This is a genomic window from Alkalibacillus aidingensis (genome assembly GCF_014595945.1).
Classification (GTDB): Bacteria; Bacillota; Bacilli; order Bacillales; family Alkalibacillaceae; genus Alkalibacillus; species Alkalibacillus aidingensis.
This window is the reverse complement of sequence record NZ_JABXWU010000001.1, coordinates 257,071-274,236: the sequence shown is the minus strand read 5'-3', so window position 1 is coordinate 274,236 and position 17,166 is coordinate 257,071. Positions and strand designations below refer to the sequence as shown.

Below are 17,166 nucleotides of genomic sequence, written 5' to 3'. Positions count from 1 at the left end.
GGACCGTCCCCCTACTCTAGGTTTTCCAATTGATCTAGTAAAGTCTTTAGATCATCATATTCTTGGGTATCTAATTTTTCTTTCATTTCTTGAATAAGTTCATTGCGTTTTTCAAAACGTTCATATAAACCCAGTTGTGACTCATATTCTTCTAACATGGCCTCTGTACGTTTTATATTATCATAAACAGCTTGTCGACTTACATGATAGGTTTCAGAAATTTCTCCTAAAGAATAGTCTTCTAAATAATATAATTCCATATATTTTCGCTGTTTATCGGTTAATAACTGTTGATAAAAATCAAATAAATAATTTATACGTGTTGTTTTTTCAAGCACGATAACACTCCTAACGGTCTTTTCACTACCGGAATCATGACTCCTGTTCTGACTCGTTACTTTCTACCATTAAATCACCAAATAATCCATAGACAAACTGATGGGCATTAAATGGTTGCAGATCAGTAATTTGTTCACCGAGGCCAACATATTTAACTGGTATATCTAATTCATTACGAATAGCTAGAACAATTCCACCTCTTGCTGTTCCATCTAACTTCGTTAAAACAATTCCAGACACATCAGTCGCCTCTTTAAAGACCTTCGCTTGGCTCATGGCATTCTGACCCGTTGTCGCATCTAGGACAAGCAATGTTTCATGCGGAGCTTGAGGAATTTCACGTTCAATAACCTTCTTAACTTTAGATAATTCTTTCATAAGGTTAACTTTGTTTTGCAAACGGCCTGCTGTATCACATAATAAGACATCAGCACCACGTGATTTTGCCGCTTGAATGCCATCATAAATAACTGCTGCTGGGTCACTACCTTCATTATGCTTGATGACATCAACATCAGCTCTTTCACCCCATACATCAAGCTGATCAATCGCACCAGCACGGAAGGTATCGCCTGCTGCTAATAACACTGACTTACCCTCTTGCTTTAACTGGTGAGCAAGCTTTCCAATAGTTGTGGTTTTACCTACACCGTTAACGCCCACGATTAAAATGACTGTTAAATCATCTTCTTGAAGGTTTAACTCTTCAACCGATTCATTGTCATCACCATAATAAATATCAACTAACTTCTCAGAAATAACCTCTTTAACTGCCTCAGTGTCTTGGATGTTTTGACGCTTAACCTCCATCTCAAGTTCTTCGATTAACTCCATGACGGTTTCAACACCGACATCAGCAGAGATTAAAATTTCTTCTAACTCTTCAAAGAACTCTTCGTCTACTTTTCGGTAACGAGCAACAAGGTCATTAACCTTTGAGGTGAAATTGTCCCTCGTTTTCGTTAATCCGTCTTTAAATTTATCTGTGACTTGGTCAGTTTGTGTACTAATTTTTTCTTTTAACTTTTTAAAGAAACCCATTTGTCGACTTCCTTTCTTTGCTCTAACCACTAAATTGTGTTGAATAGTAAGTTATGAACTGATCATTTCTTCAGTTTCCTCTAGTTTAACGGAAACTAGTTTAGAAACCCCAGATTCTTGCATGGTGACACCATATAAGACGTCTGCACGTTCCATTGTACCTTTTCGGTGAGTAATCACAATAAATTGTGTTTGAGCTGAGAAATGCTTTAAATATCCCGCAAAACGAACGACATTTGCCTCATCTAAAGCAGCTTCTACCTCATCTAACACACAAAATGGAACAGGACGAACACGTAATATCGCAAATAATAGAGCGATTGCGGTTAATGCCCGTTCGCCACCGGATAACAATCCGAGTTGTTGCAGTTTCTTTCCTGGAGGTTGAGCGATAATGTCCACTCCTGTTTCTAGGAGATCATCAGGATTAGTTAATGTCAATTCAGCCCGTCCACCACCAAAAAGCTCTTTAAATACTTTTGAAAACTCTTCTTGGATTTTAGTAAAGGTTTCGCTAAACTTGCGGATCATTTCATCATCCATTTCAGCGATGATCGAATGAAGAGTTTCTTTTGCCTCTAATAAATCATTACGCTGATCAGTTAAAAAGCCATAGCGTTCTTGAATCCTCTCAAACTCATCTATTGAACCTAAATTGACATTTCCTAGATTTTTGATTTCTCGTTTAATCAAATTCACCTGCTGTTTGGCTTCATTTAAATCATGAGCTGGTCCATAAGTATCTTTAGCTCGTTCAAACGTCATTGTGTACTCATCACTTAATTGCTGCAAGCGATTTTCTAAATCAACATCTAAACGGTTTGCTTGGACTTCCTGTTTTTGTACTTGACTTTTTCTCTCTTCATATTGACGGTTTTTCTCTTTTAGTTCACGCTCTAAATCTTCTTGGAGCTGAATTTCGTTTTCACGTTGACCTCTTGCTTCCTCAAGCTTTGAATCAACAGAAACTAAATGGTTACGATGGTTTTGCAATGTTTCTGTAAGTCCTTCAATCGTATGGGCCTTCTCATGGGACTCTTTTAAATCTTTAAGCTCATCTTCAATTTTCTCTTTAGCACTTTGTTCTTCGCGCAAACTTTCTTGTAACTGCACTAGCCGTTCCTCTTGGTTTCTAACATCTGTGTCCTGTTCGGCTAAACGAATTTGTAAATGATTCAACTGTTCTTGATTTTCATCCTGTTGTGCTTGGTAAGATGACTGGTTTTCCGTTAGGTCATCAATCTTTTGTCTTAAGGTTTCAGATCGTTCGCTTTGATTAACTAACGTATTTTCCAGTTGATCGAGCTGATCTTTAAGCTGTTGTTCTTCTTGGGAAAATTGTTTGTTTTCTTGATCATAGACTTCTAATTGCTTATTAGTATTGGATAGTTGTACTTCAATCGTCGCCAACTCTTGATCGAGTGTATGAACTTGTTCTTGAATTTCATTTTTTTGTTTTTCCGTTTCACTTAAGTCTTTACGCAAACCTGCTAATTTAGCTTGTTTTTGCTCAAGCTCTTGTTTAAATTGGTTGGTTTTGACTTCATAGTTGGCTAACTTTTGAATGACTTCTTCTAGTTCCTGTTCACGAGTAAATAGTGAAACTTGATTACTATTCTTTTTAGCACCACCACTCATTGAACCACCTGGATTAACAACATCACCTTCTAGTGTAACGACTCGGAACCGATGATTGACTTGCTTCGCCAGTTCATTAGCATCCTTTAAGGTTTCCGTCACTAATACATTTCCTAGTAAATTCTCAACGATGGTTTGATAAGATTTCTCAACCTCAACTAGTTCTGAAAATACGCCAACAAAACCTTTAAAACTGGAGACCCTGTCATAGACACGTTGGTCAACCAAGCGTGACTTCATGGTCGAAAGAGGCAGTAAGGTTGCCCGACCACTCTTTGTGCGTTTTAAAAATTGGATGGCGTCCCGAGCAGATTGCTCATTACTGACCACTAAATGCTGCGCTTGTGCTCCTAATGCTGTCTCTAACGCCGTTACGTAATCTTGTGGGACTTGGATCAATTGAGCAACGGCACCATGTATACCTGTTAGTTCGCCACGTTCTTTTGCTTGTAAAATTGCCTTTACACCGTAGTAAAACCCACTATATGAGTCTTTCATATCCTCAAGCATTTCTCTTTTTGATTTCAATTGCTCAATGATTCGGTAGGCCTGATTTAATTTTTCTTCATCACTTTGAATAGCAGTTTGTTGTGATGTGAATTCATTTTCTATACGTTGATAAGCTGCTTTGATTTGATTTAGCCTTTGTGTAGCATTCTCTTTTTCTTCTTTAAATTGATCATAGTTGGATTGTAGAGTTTCACGCTCTAATAGCATTTTCTCAAAACGCTCATCTAGTCGCTTTTTACGTTCGTTGATTTGTTCAATTTGCTTCTCAATGGAGTGTTTCTCATTGCGACTAGCTGCCTGCTCATTTAACAAATCAATATATTCTGCTTTATGCTGTTCAATTTGGTCCTCAATATTTCCTTCTTCAGATGAAAGCTTGGCTTTTAAATGAGCAATCGTTTCTTTAGTCTCGTTTCGTGCACTCCGTAAAACATCCAATCGTTTCTGATAATCATCAATATCAAGCTGATACTGTTCAATTTGATTCTCATGCGTGTGAATGCTTTCCTCTAATTTATCTTTACTTTCATCAAAATGTTTTAAACGTTCTGCAATTAGGTTCTTTTGTCCTTCTAACTGTTCGATTTCTTTGGTTAAGTAAAGTTTCTCATCTTGCCACTTGTTAATTTGTTGTTCTAGTGATTGGATTAATTGACGTTTTTCTTCCAAATGGGCTTCATCTTTTTGAATGACAGCTTTTTCAACTTGTAGTTGCTCATTTAACTGATCAATTGACTTTAATAACTGGTCCCACTCTTCATGAATTTGTTCAATCTCAGTCACTAACAAGGACACTTCGACACGTTCAAGTTCTTCTCTTTTTTCCAGATACTTTCTTGCTACTTCGGCTTGTTTTTCTAATGGCTCTAGTTGACCTTCGATCTCATGAATAATATCTTCTACACGATTTAGGTTATCTTCGGTTTCATCTAACTTCTTTTGAGCGTTTAATTTACGTTTTTTATACTTAAGTACCCCTGCTGCTTCTTCAAAGATACTACGTCGCTCCTCTGATTTCGAACTTAAGATCTCTTCAACCTTCCCCTGACTTATGATCGAGAAGGCCTCTTTTCCTAAACCTGAATCCATAAATAAGTCGGTGATATCTTTCAGTCGACAAGGCTGCTTATTGATTAAGTATTCACTATCACCTGAACGATAAACACGCCTAGTTACAGCTACTTCATCATAATCAATGGGTAGCTGATGATCCTCATTATCTAAAACTAATGTGACATCAGCAACATTTAATGCTTTACGTGTGTCACTTCCAGCAAAAATGACATCTTCCATCTTTGCACCACGTAACGATTTAGCCGATTGCTCACCCAGTACCCAACGAATAGCGTCGGTAATATTGGACTTACCACTTCCGTTAGGTCCCACTACCGCTGTGACACCTGGAACGAAATCAACGGATATGCGTTCTGCAAAGGACTTAAACCCGACCGTTTCTAGCTTTTTTAAAAACATTTATAAACACCTACTTACTTTCTATCCTTACCCTTTAAAATCTAACATTGATTTAAAGAACACAATTTATATGTACACGGTTGTATTTTTATATGAATACACTTAACATTTCAACCTATTTATTTTATCATAAAACATAGAATCAAAGAAGGTTTCAAAATATGAATGGGAGTTGAAAAGATGAATTTAAACGAAGCTACAGCTGAAAATTTAGAATATATTATCGATGAACTAGCTAAAAAGCTACAAGTTATGAACTCTTCGCTTCTAAATCCGGAAGATTATGACCTAGAGCACTATCACGAAATCAAGGATATTTATGACATGCTTACCATGCAAGGACAAGTAAGTGTAGCAGAAATAAACGCTATTATTGACGAGCTAAAAAAGTATCGTAAATAATTATTCACGAATAAAACACCGTACCAAGAACTTTAAACTGGTACGGTGTTTTTAGTAGCACAGTTATTGAATGGCACTTAACGCTTCACGCGCAGCCTCTTGCTCGGCATCCTTTTTGGAACGTCCTTGCCCTGTACCTAACTTCTGATCTTCCACATAAACTGCTGCTATAAATTGACGATTATGATCGGGTCCAATTTCATCAATAATTTGGTATTCAACCGATTTCCCCCGTTTTTGTACAGCTTCTTGTAATTTACTTTTATAATCCATCACATGCGAAAAAGCACCCGGTTCAATATTTGGAAAAATATGCGCTTGTAAGACGGATAAGGCCGTTTCAAAACCTTGGTCTAAATAAAGCGCCCCAATAAAGGCTTCAAATGCATCTGCCAATAACGCTGGCCTGTTTCTTCCACCAGAGGCTTCCTCACCTTTACCAAGCAATACACATTCATTAATCTTTAATTGTTTAGCAAATTGCTCTAGCGAGGGTTCACAGACAATATTGGCACGGAATTTGGTTAATTCTCCTTCACTCATATCAGGATAGTGTCGATATAAATGTTGGGATACAGCGAGCTCTAGTACTGCATCACCTAAAAATTCTAACCTTTCGTTATCTTCTAGTTGTGGGTCCTGATGCTCATTCACATATGATGTATGCATAAAAGCCTGTTTTAAAAGTTGTTCATTTTTAAATTGAATGTTTAGTAACTCTTGAAATTGTTTCAAATCCATATCTTCCACCTTTTCTATTCGTAAATATAACAGAAGAGGATGACTCTTTGATGCCATCCTCAACTCAGATATTTACTGGGTGCTGTTTATGTAGTTCACAGCATCACCTACTGTATTAATTTTTTCTGCTTCTTCATCAGAAATTTCCATATCGAACTCATCTTCAAGTTCCATTACTAATTCAACGACATCTAAAGAATCCGCCTCTAGATCATCTTTAAATGAAGCTGCCTCAGTAACTTTTGATTCATCAACATCAAGACGCTCAACAATGATGTTTTTTACGCGATCAAATACGTCTGCCATGTTGTCACCTCCCTTCAAAGCTTGGACAATTTATTATATTACATTACCATACCACCGTCTACATGTAGGGTCTGACCTGTTAGATAATCCGCATCACTGGATGCTAAAAAGCGTACAACTTTTGCCACATCTTCAGGATCGCCAAGACGGCCTAATGGTATTAAATCATACATTTGTTGTTTAGCTTCATCTGAAAGTTCATCTGTCATATCTGTTGCAATAAATCCAGGTGCTACCGCATTAACATTAATATGACGTGTAGCTAATTCTTTGGCTACGGATTTAGTCATCCCAATCACACCTGCTTTAGCGGCAACATAGTTAGTTTGACCAGGGTTACCAGTAACACCAACAATTGATGCCACATTGATAATTTTACCAGCACGTTGTTTCATCATTTGACGTGTAACCCCTTTGATGCAGTTATATACACCTTTTAAGTTGGTTTCAATTACATCATCAAATTCCTCTTCTTTCATACGCATTAATAAATTATCTCGGGTAATTCCGGCATTATTCACAAGTATATCAACCGAACCAAACTGGTCAATCGTTTCTTTAATTAATGCTTTAACCTCGTCTGCTGACGATACGTTTGCTTGGACAGCTACCGCTTCTTGTCCTAATTGTTTAATCTCGTCAACAACAGCTTCTGCTTTATCTTTGCTTCCTGCATAATTAACAACAACATTAGCACCTTGCTTAGCTAACTCAAGCGCAATGGCTTTTCCAATTCCACGAGATGCACCTGTCACTAAAGCAGCTTTACCATTTAACATGTCTACTCTTCCTCCTTCAACCAATTAATTAGCTGATCAAAACTGTCTTGATCTTGGACACTAAATACTTTTGCTCTACGATGGACTTTTTTAACTAATCCAGATAATACTTTACCATTACCAACTTCAACAAACGCATCAACGTCTTGTTCAACCATATTTTTTAGCGTTTGTGTAAATTGAACCGGTGAGTATAGCTGTTCAATTAATAATTGTTTAATTTGTTCCTGGTCTTGTACCGGCTCAGCTGTTACATTCGCATAGACCGGCAGTTCAGCATCCTTTATATCTGCTTGATCTAACACAGTTGTAAAATCTGCACTTGCTGGTTTCATGAGTTGTGAGTGAAACGGACCGCTAACATTTAAAGGTAAAACACGTTTAGCACCGGCTTCTTTTAAGGCCTCTACTGCTAGATTCACACCCTGAGTCGTTCCGGAAATCACGGTTTGACCTGGGCAATTATAGTTTGCCACATTTACAACGTTACCTGACTTAGTAATTTCGTCAGTTACGTTCATAATGGTCTCATCATCAAGTCCTAATACAGCTGCCATCGTTCCTTGCCCTGACGGCACCGCTTGCTCCATTAGCTTACCACGTTGATGAACCGCTTGAAGAGCATCTTCAAAAGAGATGGCATTAGCAGCGTAAAGAGCGCTATATTCTCCCAAACTATGACCAGCTACCATTGAAGGAGAAACTTCTGCTTTTTTCAACTGTTCAAAAATAGCAACACTATTTAATAATAAGGCAGGTTGAGCATTCTCCGTTTTAGTTAGTTCATCGTCTGGTCCATTAAGCATTAAGTCACTCAATGAATAGCCTAACACTTCATCTGCTTGTTTAAACATCTGCTTGACTTCTGGTACTTGTTCATAAAAGGATTGCCCCATCCCAACACTTTGCGAGCCTTGGCCAGGGAATAAAAAAGCCAATTTCTTCATCATTTAAGTCTCCTCTCTATCCTCTAGTGACTGCACCTCATCTTTAATAAGATTGATGACATCTTTATCTACTAAATGATATGTCTGCTTAATCGCACTAAAAATGGCCCGGTCATTTGATGAACCATGAGCCTTAATAACTGGTGCACTTAACCCAAATAATGCAGCTCCACCATACTCAGAATAATCTAGTTGATCTTTTAAACCTCGCAAATCTGATTTGACCATGGCAGCAGCCAGTTTCGTTTTAGTGCTTTTCATAAACACATCTTTAATCATAGAAAACATGGATAATGCGGTTCCCTCAATTGTTTTTAATGCTATATTACCAGAAAAACCGTCAGTCACAACGACATCGGCTACTCCGTCTAATAAGTCTCGAGCTTCAACATTACCAATAAAGTTAATCGGTGCATCACTCAGTAATTTAAAAGCGTTCTTAGTTAACTCTGTTCCTTTTTGGTCTTCGGTTCCTACATTCAATAAACCTACTCTAGGATTCTTAACTTCTCTAACATTCTCTACGTAAATCGATCCCATAATAGCATATTGAAGTAAATGTTGAGCTTTTGCCTCTACATTCGCTCCAACATCCAATAACAAAAATCCTGATCCGTCAATGGTTGGGAGGGTAGGGCTTAGGGCAGGACGTTCAATCCCTTTAATTCGTCCAACTTTAAACAACCCTGCACTCATCAAAGCTCCGGTATTTCCAGCTGAGATACAAGCATCAGCTGTTTTGTCTTTCACTGCTTCAGCCATAAGCACCATTGAGGCATTTTTTTTCTTACGGACAACTCTTACAGGTTCATCATCATTTTCAATTTTTTCTGTTGTGTGGTGAACACTAATTCTAGGATGCTTTTGCTCCCCAAGTAATGGACGGATCTGGTTTTCATCTCCGAATAAAATAATTGATAAATCCTGATAGTGCTCAAGTGCTAACTTAACTCCTTCAACCACGGCTTGTGGCGCATGATCTCCACCCATCGCATCTATTGCAAGTTTCATAGTCAAAACTCCTTTTTATTGGTCCGTTGTACGATACATCTTAAAACGTCCAGCAAAAACTAGTTCTTGATTAACATAACTGTTGACTTCAACAAGTGTCCTACGCTTATTATCTTCACCGGTAACCTTTGCTTTTGCGACGACACGCTCTTCTAATTTTACAGGGCGTGTAAATTGAATATCTGCTTTAGCCGTTAATGCTAAATCGTCATCAATTACTGCAACTGCTAACGAGTTAGCCTGCGCAAATAAATGGTGTCCACGTGCGATTAAATTGCGTGAAAACACGTGCTCTTCTCTAATATCTAATATAGATATGGCCATCTCATCTAATTTTAAATCTATGACTTCTCCTATAACCTCATCTAAAGGTAAGGCTTTTACCGTTTCGTCCCATTGTTTCTTAGCAACGTATTTAATTCGTTCTCTTAATTCAGGGATAGACAATTCTAATCGGTCCAAACGAATGGTTTGAATACTGACGCCGAATCTTTTGGCTAAATCTTCATCTGTAATAAAAGGACTCTCTTCAATCAACTGTAATAATTGCTTTTGTCTTTCTTTCTTTTTGATTTTCATTTATTTACACCATCCGATTTATGACTAGGTCCTAATAGTAATATATAATACGTTAAGGCAAGATGCAATTATTAATCAAAAATTCGCTCCTTAATTAAAGGATCTGACTCGATCACTTGTTTTAACTCCGCATATTCTGGATCAGTTTCTAATAACTGCTCATTCATTACTTTAACTGCGTCTTTTCTAGCGACTTCCAATGCCCGGTAATCATCAACTATATTGGCGACTTTAAACTCTGGTAAGCCACTTTGTTTTTTACCGAAGAAGTCTCCTGGCCCACGAATTTGTAAGTCGTGTTCTGATAACTCAAATCCATCTGTTGTCTCTGTCATCACTCGCATTCGCTCTTTACCATTTTCAGATTTAGGATCGGCAATTAAAATACAGTAACTTTGGTGACTTCCTCGCCCTACTCTTCCCCTTAACTGATGAAGTTGGGCTAAGCCAAACCGTTCTGCATCGTAGATTACCATGGTCGTAGCGTTCGGCACGTTTACCCCTACTTCGATTACGGTAGTTGAAACAAGTAACTGAATTTCGTTGTTCGCAAACTGTCTCATTAAACTTTCTTTATCCTGTTGAGATAAACGTCCATGCATTAATCCGATATTAACGGTACTTGGTAACACTTCCGATAGTTCTTCAAATAAATCAACGGCATTTTGAATATCAAGTTGATCTGACTCCTCTATTAATGGACAAATTACATAGGCTTGATGTCCTTTTTGAATCTCTTTAATGAGAAACTGATATACTCGCTCTAACATACTCTCTTTAGCCCAATAGGTTTTTACTGGCAGACGACCTTTAGGCATTTCATCAATAACAGATACATCCATATCACCAAACGTCGTAATCGACAGTGTCCGTGGTATAGGAGTTGCCGTCATAAACAGAACATCCGGGGTCAACCCTTTATCACGTAACGTTTTTCGCTGCTCTACTCCGAAACGGTGCTGTTCATCGACAATCACCAAACCAAGGTTATGAAAAACAGTATCCTCTTGAATTAACGCATGTGTTCCGACAACAAGGTCAATCTTTCCTTGTTCTAGTTGTTCTAAGATTTCACGACGCCGCTTACCTTTAACAGACCCAGTTAAAAGCGCTATATTTAGTCGGTCATCAAATAGCTCTTTTAAAGACTGTTCGTGTTGTTCTGCCAGAATTTCAGTCGGTACCATCAATGCCCCTTGCTGATTGGCCATGGCTGTAGCATATAAAGCGATGGCTGCAATAATGGTTTTACCAGAACCGACATCACCTTGAAGTAATCTGTTCATGCGATTATCACTCTTTAAATCAGTTAAAACTTCGTGCAAAACACGTTGTTGACTATCGGTTAATTGGAAAGGCAGTTCTGAAATAAAGTCATTTAATTGATCCGGATCAATATGTTTGGGAATGCCGTGACTATTCATCTTATTCTCGCGTCTAACCCATTGCATTTTTAACTGAAAAATAAATAACTCTTCGTAAATAAACCGTCTACGAGCATGTTTTAGTGTAACTTTAGAAGACGGTTGATGTAATTCCTTAATAGCTTGTCTTCTTTCAGGAATCTTATAATTATGTAAATATGCTTCAGGTAAGATCTCTTCAAGCTCATCTAATGATGTCTTAATCGCATAGGAGATCAATTTTTTTAAATTTGCTGTGGTAAGCTTACCCTTAGTGTGGTAAATAGGTTCAATCGAACTGGCTTCATCAAATGATTGTGGATGAAACTTATGTACCGTTAATTGCAACCGATGCATATCCCATTTGCCGGTTAACGTAACCTTCTCTCCAATGATTAAACGATCTTTCAAAAAGGCCTGATTAAAGAATACTGCCTTGATTGCTACCACACCAACTTGTATGGTACAAGTTAGTCTTGATTTTTTCCTTCCATAAAAGGATACATTAGGCTGAGAGACAACTTCACCTTCGATGGTCGCCACCTCTTCATGACCAATTTCCTCTAACGGCTTTAGTTCTAAAAAGTCATAACGAAAAGGAAAGTGGAAGAGTAAATCTCCCACTTTCTTAATATCTAACATCGCTAATTGTTCTTCAGTTTTTTCTCCGACACTTGGAATATTACTAACAGGTTCATTAAACACGTTAATCACTCACTTCCTAACGCTGGACCGAAGACTTTCTTAGCTAATTCTCTACCAGTAGGCGTTGCGGCTAAACCACCTTCTGCCGTTTCTTTTAAAGCCGGTGACATGCTTTCACCAATTCTAAACATAGCTCCGATCACTTCATCACACGGAATTCGGCTTGTAACTCCTGCTAAGGCTAAATCAGCTGAAACAATAGCCTGTGAAGAGCCCATGGCATTTCTTTTCACACAAGGCACCTCCACTAAACCAGCTACAGGATCACAAACAAGACCAAGCATATTTTTTAGCGTAATTGCCATCGCTTCTGCCGATTGTTGTGGGCTACCACCTGCCATTTCAACAGCTGCAGCACTGGCCATACCAGCAGCAGAACCAACTTCAGCCTGACAACCACCAGCAGCTCCTGAGATTGATGCATTATTAGCAACTACCTGACCAAAAGCACCTGAAGTAAATAAAAAGCGTATCATTTGTTCGCGTGTTGGCTTGAGCCTAGGCTTTAAACCAAACAATACTCCTGGCACACACCCTGCACTACCTGCTGTAGGGGTCGCACAAATTGTCCCCATAGCTGCGTTAACCTCATTCGTTGCTACTGCTTTACTGACCACATCTAACAATAAATTGCCTGACAAGCTATCTTGTTCTTCCATATATTTTTTAATTAAAACAGCATCTCCACCTGTTAAACCAGAGCGTGATTTGACCCCGTTCAACCCGTCTTCTACTGCTTTTTCCATTATATCTAAATTACGTCCCATCTCTGCAACAATCTCTTCTCTAGGTTTATCCGTTTCCTCAACTTCTTGACGGATCATCACCTCAGAGATTGGGATATTTTGAGATTCTGCTAAGTGAATTAACTCACTAACATTTTTAAACACCTGTAACCACTCCCTTCTGTTGTTAATCTGAAATCGTCACAACCTGCGAAATATGATCACAGGTCTTTAATTCCTCCATGATGTCTTTCGGAATTCTCTCATCTGTTTCGATGATCATCATGGCATCCTTTCCTTCCTCACGTCTAGCTACTTCCATATGACCGATGTTAATTTTATAGTTAGCTAGCACATTAGTCACTGACGCAATTGCCCCAAAGCGATCGTTATGCATAACAAGTATCGCTGGAGAACGCCCCGTCAACCTTAACTCAAAGCCATTTAACTCGGTAATCTCTGCTTTTCCACCACCAATTGATATACCAACTAACTCAAATTCACCGTCCTCATCACCCATGTGAATTCTCGCTGTATTTGGGTGTTCTGCAGAACCATCTTCTTCAATAAATTCTATATTTAAATTCGCCTGATCTGCTAATTCTAAAGCTTCTTTAATACGCTCATCATAAGTGTCGAAACCTAATAACCCACCAACAAGCGCAACATCTGTGCCATGCCCTTTATACGTTTTTGCAAAAGATCCATAAAGATGAATTTTTGCCCAGTTCGGTTGTCGGCCAAATAATTCTCTTGCCATTTTACCGATACGAGCAGCACCTGCTGTGTGTGAACTTGATGGACCAATCATAACCGGACCAATAATATCAAAAACCGATCTAAATTTCATATGGACACCACCTTATTGTAATCCTGAGTCTACCTTTATTTTATCGTTAAATAAGTAAAATTCCAACAATTATTCGATAGGTTTGTCATGCAAGTTTAGTTGATAATCGCCCATAATAGGATTATAATATGCTATGGGTTTTTAAGACTCGGGTGGGCGAGGGCTTACAACAAAAGAAGGAGTACTCATGAAAACATGGCCTAACAGTCGTTGGACTAACGAGGTAATTGCTGGAATCATTGGCTACTTAACAACTGTATATATAGTAGTTGTTAATAGTGCTATATTAAGTGATACTGGAATTAACCGAGAAGATGCAATGATTGCGACGATCTTAGCCAGTACCTTTGGTTGTATTTTAATGGGGCTTTGGGCAAGGGTTCCAATTATCATTATACCAGGTATGGGAGTTAACGCTTTATTTGCTTACTCCATTGTTCAGCAGTATGAATTCACTTATGAACAAGGGCTTGGTGTAGTCGTCGTTGCGAGTTTAATATTCCTTGCAACTGTTTTAACACCATTAGGAGAGTCATTCAAGAAAGCTATTCCTGATGCGTTAAAACATGGTATTACTATTGGTTTAGGGCTCTTTCTCGTTTTAATCGGGTTAGAAAATGGTGGTTTAATCGTTAGTGGCGATTATTCAATAATTGCCTTAGGTGATTTCTCATCTTCATATGTCATTGTGAGCTTACTATCGTTGTTAATAGGTGTTATCTTATTTGTTAAAAACGTACCAGCTAACTTCTTATTCACAATGGCGATTGGGACAGCGATTGCCTATTTATTTGGCGTTTTAGACACCGAACAAACAACCATTACTGTAGAGAGTATCACTGATTTCATGGTGGTACCGTCATTTGATCATATTTGGCAGCTCACATTTTGGATTGCTGTGTTACCTTTAGCGATTGTATTAATTTTCGAAAGCATGGGCTTATTACACGGTCAACTTGATATGTTAAATAAACATCATGCTTTTAAGAAAGCTAATCAAACAAGTGCAATTGCTGCTACTTTAAGTGGTTTCTTTGGGACATCGCCAACAATACCAGCTGCAGAGAGTGCAGCGGTCATTGCGGCTAAAGCCCGAACTGGTCTAACCAGTGTGGTGATCGGTATATTATTTCTAGGGACATTTTTCATAATCCCTTATATTTCTATGATTCCATCTAATGCTATTAGTCCGATCTTAATTATTGTTGGTGTGCTCATGATGCAAAACATTAAGCACATTAAAGTTGATGATCTGACCGAAGCATTCCCAACGTTTCTAATTATGTTTATGATTCCGTTTACTTATAGTATTGCAGATGGAATGGCGTTTGGTTTCATTGCTTATCCAATCGTAAAAATCGTGGCTGGTAAGAAAGACGAAGTAACGCCATTGTTAATCATTATCTCAAGTTTATTCTTACTAGAGTTTTTAACCAAAGCTTTTATGTAGGTGGACGTCTTTTTTTGTTCACAATTGGTGGATGATGTTCGTTACTCAGACTTTGTGATCGGGATCAATGATATGATGAGCAATTTGGTGGAAAAAACGTCGGATGGAAGTGGTCTTCATGGACGTTTCGCCTCTGTTTGAAGCGTGAAATGTCCGTGAGACGGGGGCTCAAGACTGTTTTAGCTCTGTATGAAGCGCAAAATGACCATGAGACAGGGTCTAATTAACATTTAACTACCTCGCGAGGCTATTACCGTCAATTAGAAGTGGTCTAATTAACGTTTCACTGCCTCACGAAGCTATCACCGTCAATTAGAAGCAGTCTAATTAACGTTTAACCACCTCACGAAGCTATTACCGTCAATTAGAAGCAGTCTAATTAACGTTTAACCACCTCACGAAGCAATTACCGTCAATTAAGATTCATTACTTTAGTTCGATTGTGGGTTGGCGCGTCCCACTCACGTTTTGCGAGTAAGCGTGTTCAACGAAGATTGATTTTGATAATTAGTTTTCATATATAAATAAGCCCCCTGCACATTTCGTGTTCAGGGGGCTTATTATCATTTACTATTCAACTGAAAAAATAAACGAATAGATTGGTTGGTTTCCTTTATGGACTTCCACTTCAATATCTTCAAACTTTTCTTCGATAAAACTCTCGATCAGTCCTACTTGTTCGTCTGTTGCTTCAGCACCCTGAAGGATTGTTACAATTTCATCCTCTTCATCATCAACCATTTCTAAAAGCAATTCATAAATAGCTTCCATTTGATCAGGATTAACAGCTTTAATTGAACCATCTAATATTCCCATGAAGTTACCCTCTTCAATGTCTTTGCCATCAATTTGAGTATCTCGTACGGCGTAAGTAACTTGTCCTGTTTTCACAAATTGCATCGCTTCAGACATTGCTTCATGATTTTCTTCTAAGCTTGCCTCTAAATTAAGGGCTAACATGGCACTCATACCTTGAGGTACCGTTTTAGTCGGTACAACTTTAACCTTAGCATCTGCCAACTCTTCTGCTTGTTCTGCAGCCATAATAATATTTTTATTATTCGGTAGAACTAAGACATGGTCAGCATTGGCTTGGTTGACAGCCTCAACAATATCCGATGTACTCGGGTTCATCGTTTGGCCACCTTCAATAACAACTGTTGCACCTAAACTCTCGAACATTTCCTTAATACCATCACCCATCCCAACTGTAACGACAGCTAATGGTGAACGCTTAGTATTGGCTTCTGGCTTCACTTGTCCTTCTTTTTGATCACCGACAATAGACGTATGCTGTTCACGCATATTCTCGATCTTAATATTGATCAAGCTACCATATTTTTGACCTAATGTCATGACTTCTCCAGGGTACTCTGCGTGAATATGCACTTTAACTACGTCATCATCAGAAACGACTAATAACGAATCACCATGCTCACTTAACGCTTGACGATATTCATTTTCATCAAAAGGGTTTTCCTTTAGCTTATCTTCTTCAAATTTAACCATAAATTCTGTACAATAACCAAATTCAATATCCTCAGTTTCCATGAAATCTTGATGCATCTTGTGGTGCTCAGCATTAACCAATTCATCTAATGAAGGAGCAGAATGATCTTGTGGTAATTCTTCTCCTTTTAAAGATGCTAAGAACCCTTCATAGACTGTTACCAACCCTTGTCCACCACTATCAACCACGCCTACTTCTTTTAAGACGGGAAGAAGCTCTGGTGTATGTTCAAGCGATTTCTTTGCTTCAGTTAGAACAGCCTCAAAAAATTCAATGAAATCATCTGATTGCTTGGCCACTTTTAGACTAGCTTTTGCAGCATCTTTTGCGACAGTTAAAATCGTCCCTTCAACCGGCTTCATGACTGCTTTATATGCCGTTTCAACACCAGCTTCAAGCGCCTCAGCAAAATCTTTCGTTGTTAAAGTTTCTTTATTTTGAACGCTCTTTGAAAAACCACGAAATAATTGAGAAAGAATAACACCGGAGTTACCACGAGCACCCATTAGCAAACCTTTAGCTAAAGAAGTACCCACTTCCCCGACATGATTATTTGAAACCTTTTCAACTTCACTTGCTCCAGAAGTCATCGTTAAGTTCATATTCGTCCCTGTATCACCATCTGGTACAGGAAAAACATTAAGAGAGTCAATCATTTGCGATTGGTTTGATAGGTGATTAGCACCTAGTAAAACCATTTGTGCAAACTTCTCACCATTTAATGTATGATTAGACACACTATTTTCCTCCTTCACTC

Annotated in this window: 15 protein-coding genes; 2 read left to right on the top strand and 13 right to left on the bottom strand. The window is 38.3% G+C overall.

Translation table 11 applies throughout. The features are described 5' to 3' along the window. Positions 1–11 precede the first annotated feature (11 nt). The 3 genes from HWQ49_RS01380 to smc are packed head-to-tail and all read right to left on the bottom strand — an operon-like array spanning position 12 to position 5,001. Positions 12–338: a putative DNA-binding protein gene (locus HWQ49_RS01380; RefSeq protein WP_188205779.1), complete on the bottom strand. Its 327-nt coding sequence runs from the start codon at positions 336–338 to the stop codon at positions 12–14. 34 nt (positions 339–372) lie between these two features. Continuing rightward, positions 373–1,380 (bottom strand): signal recognition particle-docking protein FtsY, encoded by a 1,008-nt coding sequence (gene ftsY / locus HWQ49_RS01375; RefSeq protein ID WP_188205778.1) that lies wholly within the window; start codon positions 1,378–1,380, stop codon positions 373–375. Between the two features lie 51 nt (positions 1,381–1,431). Further along, complete coding sequence (smc, locus tag HWQ49_RS01370) at positions 1,432–5,001, bottom strand: chromosome segregation protein SMC (RefSeq protein ID WP_188205777.1); 3,570 nt, start codon at positions 4,999–5,001, stop codon at positions 1,432–1,434. 180 nt (positions 5,002–5,181) lie between these two features. Here smc and HWQ49_RS01365 point away from each other — a divergent pair, with 180 nt between their 5' ends. Beyond that, complete coding sequence (locus tag HWQ49_RS01365) at positions 5,182–5,403, top strand: DUF1128 domain-containing protein (protein ID WP_188205776.1); 222 nt, start codon at positions 5,182–5,184, stop codon at positions 5,401–5,403. A gap of 63 nt (positions 5,404–5,466) precedes the next feature. On the opposite strand, the gene rnc is transcribed toward HWQ49_RS01365, so the two are convergent. The 9 genes from rnc to sdaAB all read right to left on the bottom strand — a co-directional run bounded on the left by rnc (position 5,467) and on the right by sdaAB (position 13,449). Further along, complete coding sequence (gene rnc / locus HWQ49_RS01360; protein WP_188205775.1) at positions 5,467–6,144, bottom strand: ribonuclease III; 678 nt, start codon at positions 6,142–6,144, stop codon at positions 5,467–5,469. 72 nt (positions 6,145–6,216) lie between these two features. Continuing rightward, a complete protein-coding gene (locus HWQ49_RS01355; RefSeq protein WP_188205774.1) occupies positions 6,217–6,450 on the bottom strand; it encodes an acyl carrier protein in 234 nt (77 codons plus the stop codon). Positions 6,451–6,488: 38 nt separating this feature from the next. Then, positions 6,489–7,229, bottom strand: a complete 741-nt coding sequence (gene fabG / locus HWQ49_RS01350) for a 3-oxoacyl-[acyl-carrier-protein] reductase (RefSeq protein ID WP_188205773.1) — start codon at positions 7,227–7,229, stop codon at positions 6,489–6,491. Between the two features lie 2 nt (positions 7,230–7,231). Continuing rightward, complete coding sequence (gene fabD / locus HWQ49_RS01345) at positions 7,232–8,176, bottom strand: ACP S-malonyltransferase (RefSeq protein WP_188205772.1); 945 nt, start codon at positions 8,174–8,176, stop codon at positions 7,232–7,234. A gap of 3 nt (positions 8,177–8,179) precedes the next feature. Beyond that, positions 8,180–9,187, bottom strand: a complete 1,008-nt coding sequence (gene plsX, locus HWQ49_RS01340) for a phosphate acyltransferase PlsX (protein WP_188205771.1) — start codon at positions 9,185–9,187, stop codon at positions 8,180–8,182. A gap of 15 nt (positions 9,188–9,202) precedes the next feature. After that, on the bottom strand, positions 9,203–9,766 hold the full coding sequence (gene fapR, locus HWQ49_RS01335; protein ID WP_188205770.1) for a transcription factor FapR: 564 nt from the start codon (positions 9,764–9,766) through the stop codon (positions 9,203–9,205). A gap of 71 nt (positions 9,767–9,837) precedes the next feature. After that, the gene (gene recG, locus HWQ49_RS01330) at positions 9,838–11,874 is read right to left on the bottom strand and encodes an ATP-dependent DNA helicase RecG (protein WP_188205769.1); all 2,037 of its coding nucleotides are present in this window, start codon (positions 11,872–11,874) and stop codon (positions 9,838–9,840) included. 5 nt (positions 11,875–11,879) lie between these two features. After that, positions 11,880–12,764, bottom strand: a complete 885-nt coding sequence (sdaAA, locus tag HWQ49_RS01325; protein ID WP_188205768.1) for an L-serine ammonia-lyase, iron-sulfur-dependent, subunit alpha — start codon at positions 12,762–12,764, stop codon at positions 11,880–11,882. 22 nt (positions 12,765–12,786) lie between these two features. Continuing rightward, a complete protein-coding gene (gene sdaAB, locus HWQ49_RS01320; RefSeq protein WP_188205767.1) occupies positions 12,787–13,449 on the bottom strand; it encodes an L-serine ammonia-lyase, iron-sulfur-dependent subunit beta in 663 nt (220 codons plus the stop codon). Between the two features lie 187 nt (positions 13,450–13,636). Between sdaAB and HWQ49_RS01315 the strand changes: the two genes are divergently transcribed. Further along, entirely contained in the window at positions 13,637–14,899 is a 1,263-nt protein-coding gene (locus HWQ49_RS01315) for an NCS2 family permease (RefSeq protein WP_188205766.1), read from the top strand. 570 nt (positions 14,900–15,469) lie between these two features. Here HWQ49_RS01315 and HWQ49_RS01310 read toward each other — a convergent pair. Then, a complete protein-coding gene (locus HWQ49_RS01310) occupies positions 15,470–17,146 on the bottom strand; it encodes a DAK2 domain-containing protein (protein ID WP_188205765.1) in 1,677 nt (558 codons plus the stop codon). Positions 17,147–17,166 lie beyond the last annotated feature (20 nt).

Bases quoted from the DNA above. Each gene is read 5' to 3' on its own strand.
- sdaAB (WP_188205767.1), bottom strand. From the start codon at position 13,449: ATGAAATTTAGATCGGTTTTTGATATTATTGGTCCGGTTATGATTGGT.
- fabG (WP_188205773.1), bottom strand. From the start codon at position 7,229: ATGTTAAATGGTAAAGCTGCTTTAGTGACAGGTGCATCTCGTGGAATT.
- HWQ49_RS01315 (WP_188205766.1), top strand. From the start codon at position 13,637: ATGAAAACATGGCCTAACAGTCGTTGGACTAACGAGGTAATTGCTGGA.
- fapR (WP_188205770.1), bottom strand. From the start codon at position 9,766: ATGAAAATCAAAAAGAAAGAAAGACAAAAGCAATTATTACAGTTGATT.
- smc (WP_188205777.1), bottom strand. From the start codon at position 5,001: ATGTTTTTAAAAAAGCTAGAAACGGTCGGGTTTAAGTCCTTTGCAGAA.
- HWQ49_RS01355 (WP_188205774.1), bottom strand. From the start codon at position 6,450: ATGGCAGACGTATTTGATCGCGTAAAAAACATCATTGTTGAGCGTCTT.
- ftsY (WP_188205778.1), bottom strand. From the start codon at position 1,380: ATGGGTTTCTTTAAAAAGTTAAAAGAAAAAATTAGTACACAAACTGAC.
- HWQ49_RS01365 (WP_188205776.1), top strand. From the start codon at position 5,182: ATGAATTTAAACGAAGCTACAGCTGAAAATTTAGAATATATTATCGAT.
- plsX (WP_188205771.1), bottom strand. From the start codon at position 9,187: ATGAAACTTGCAATAGATGCGATGGGTGGAGATCATGCGCCACAAGCC.
- rnc (WP_188205775.1), bottom strand. From the start codon at position 6,144: ATGGATTTGAAACAATTTCAAGAGTTACTAAACATTCAATTTAAAAAT.
- fabD (WP_188205772.1), bottom strand. From the start codon at position 8,176: ATGAAGAAATTGGCTTTTTTATTCCCTGGCCAAGGCTCGCAAAGTGTT.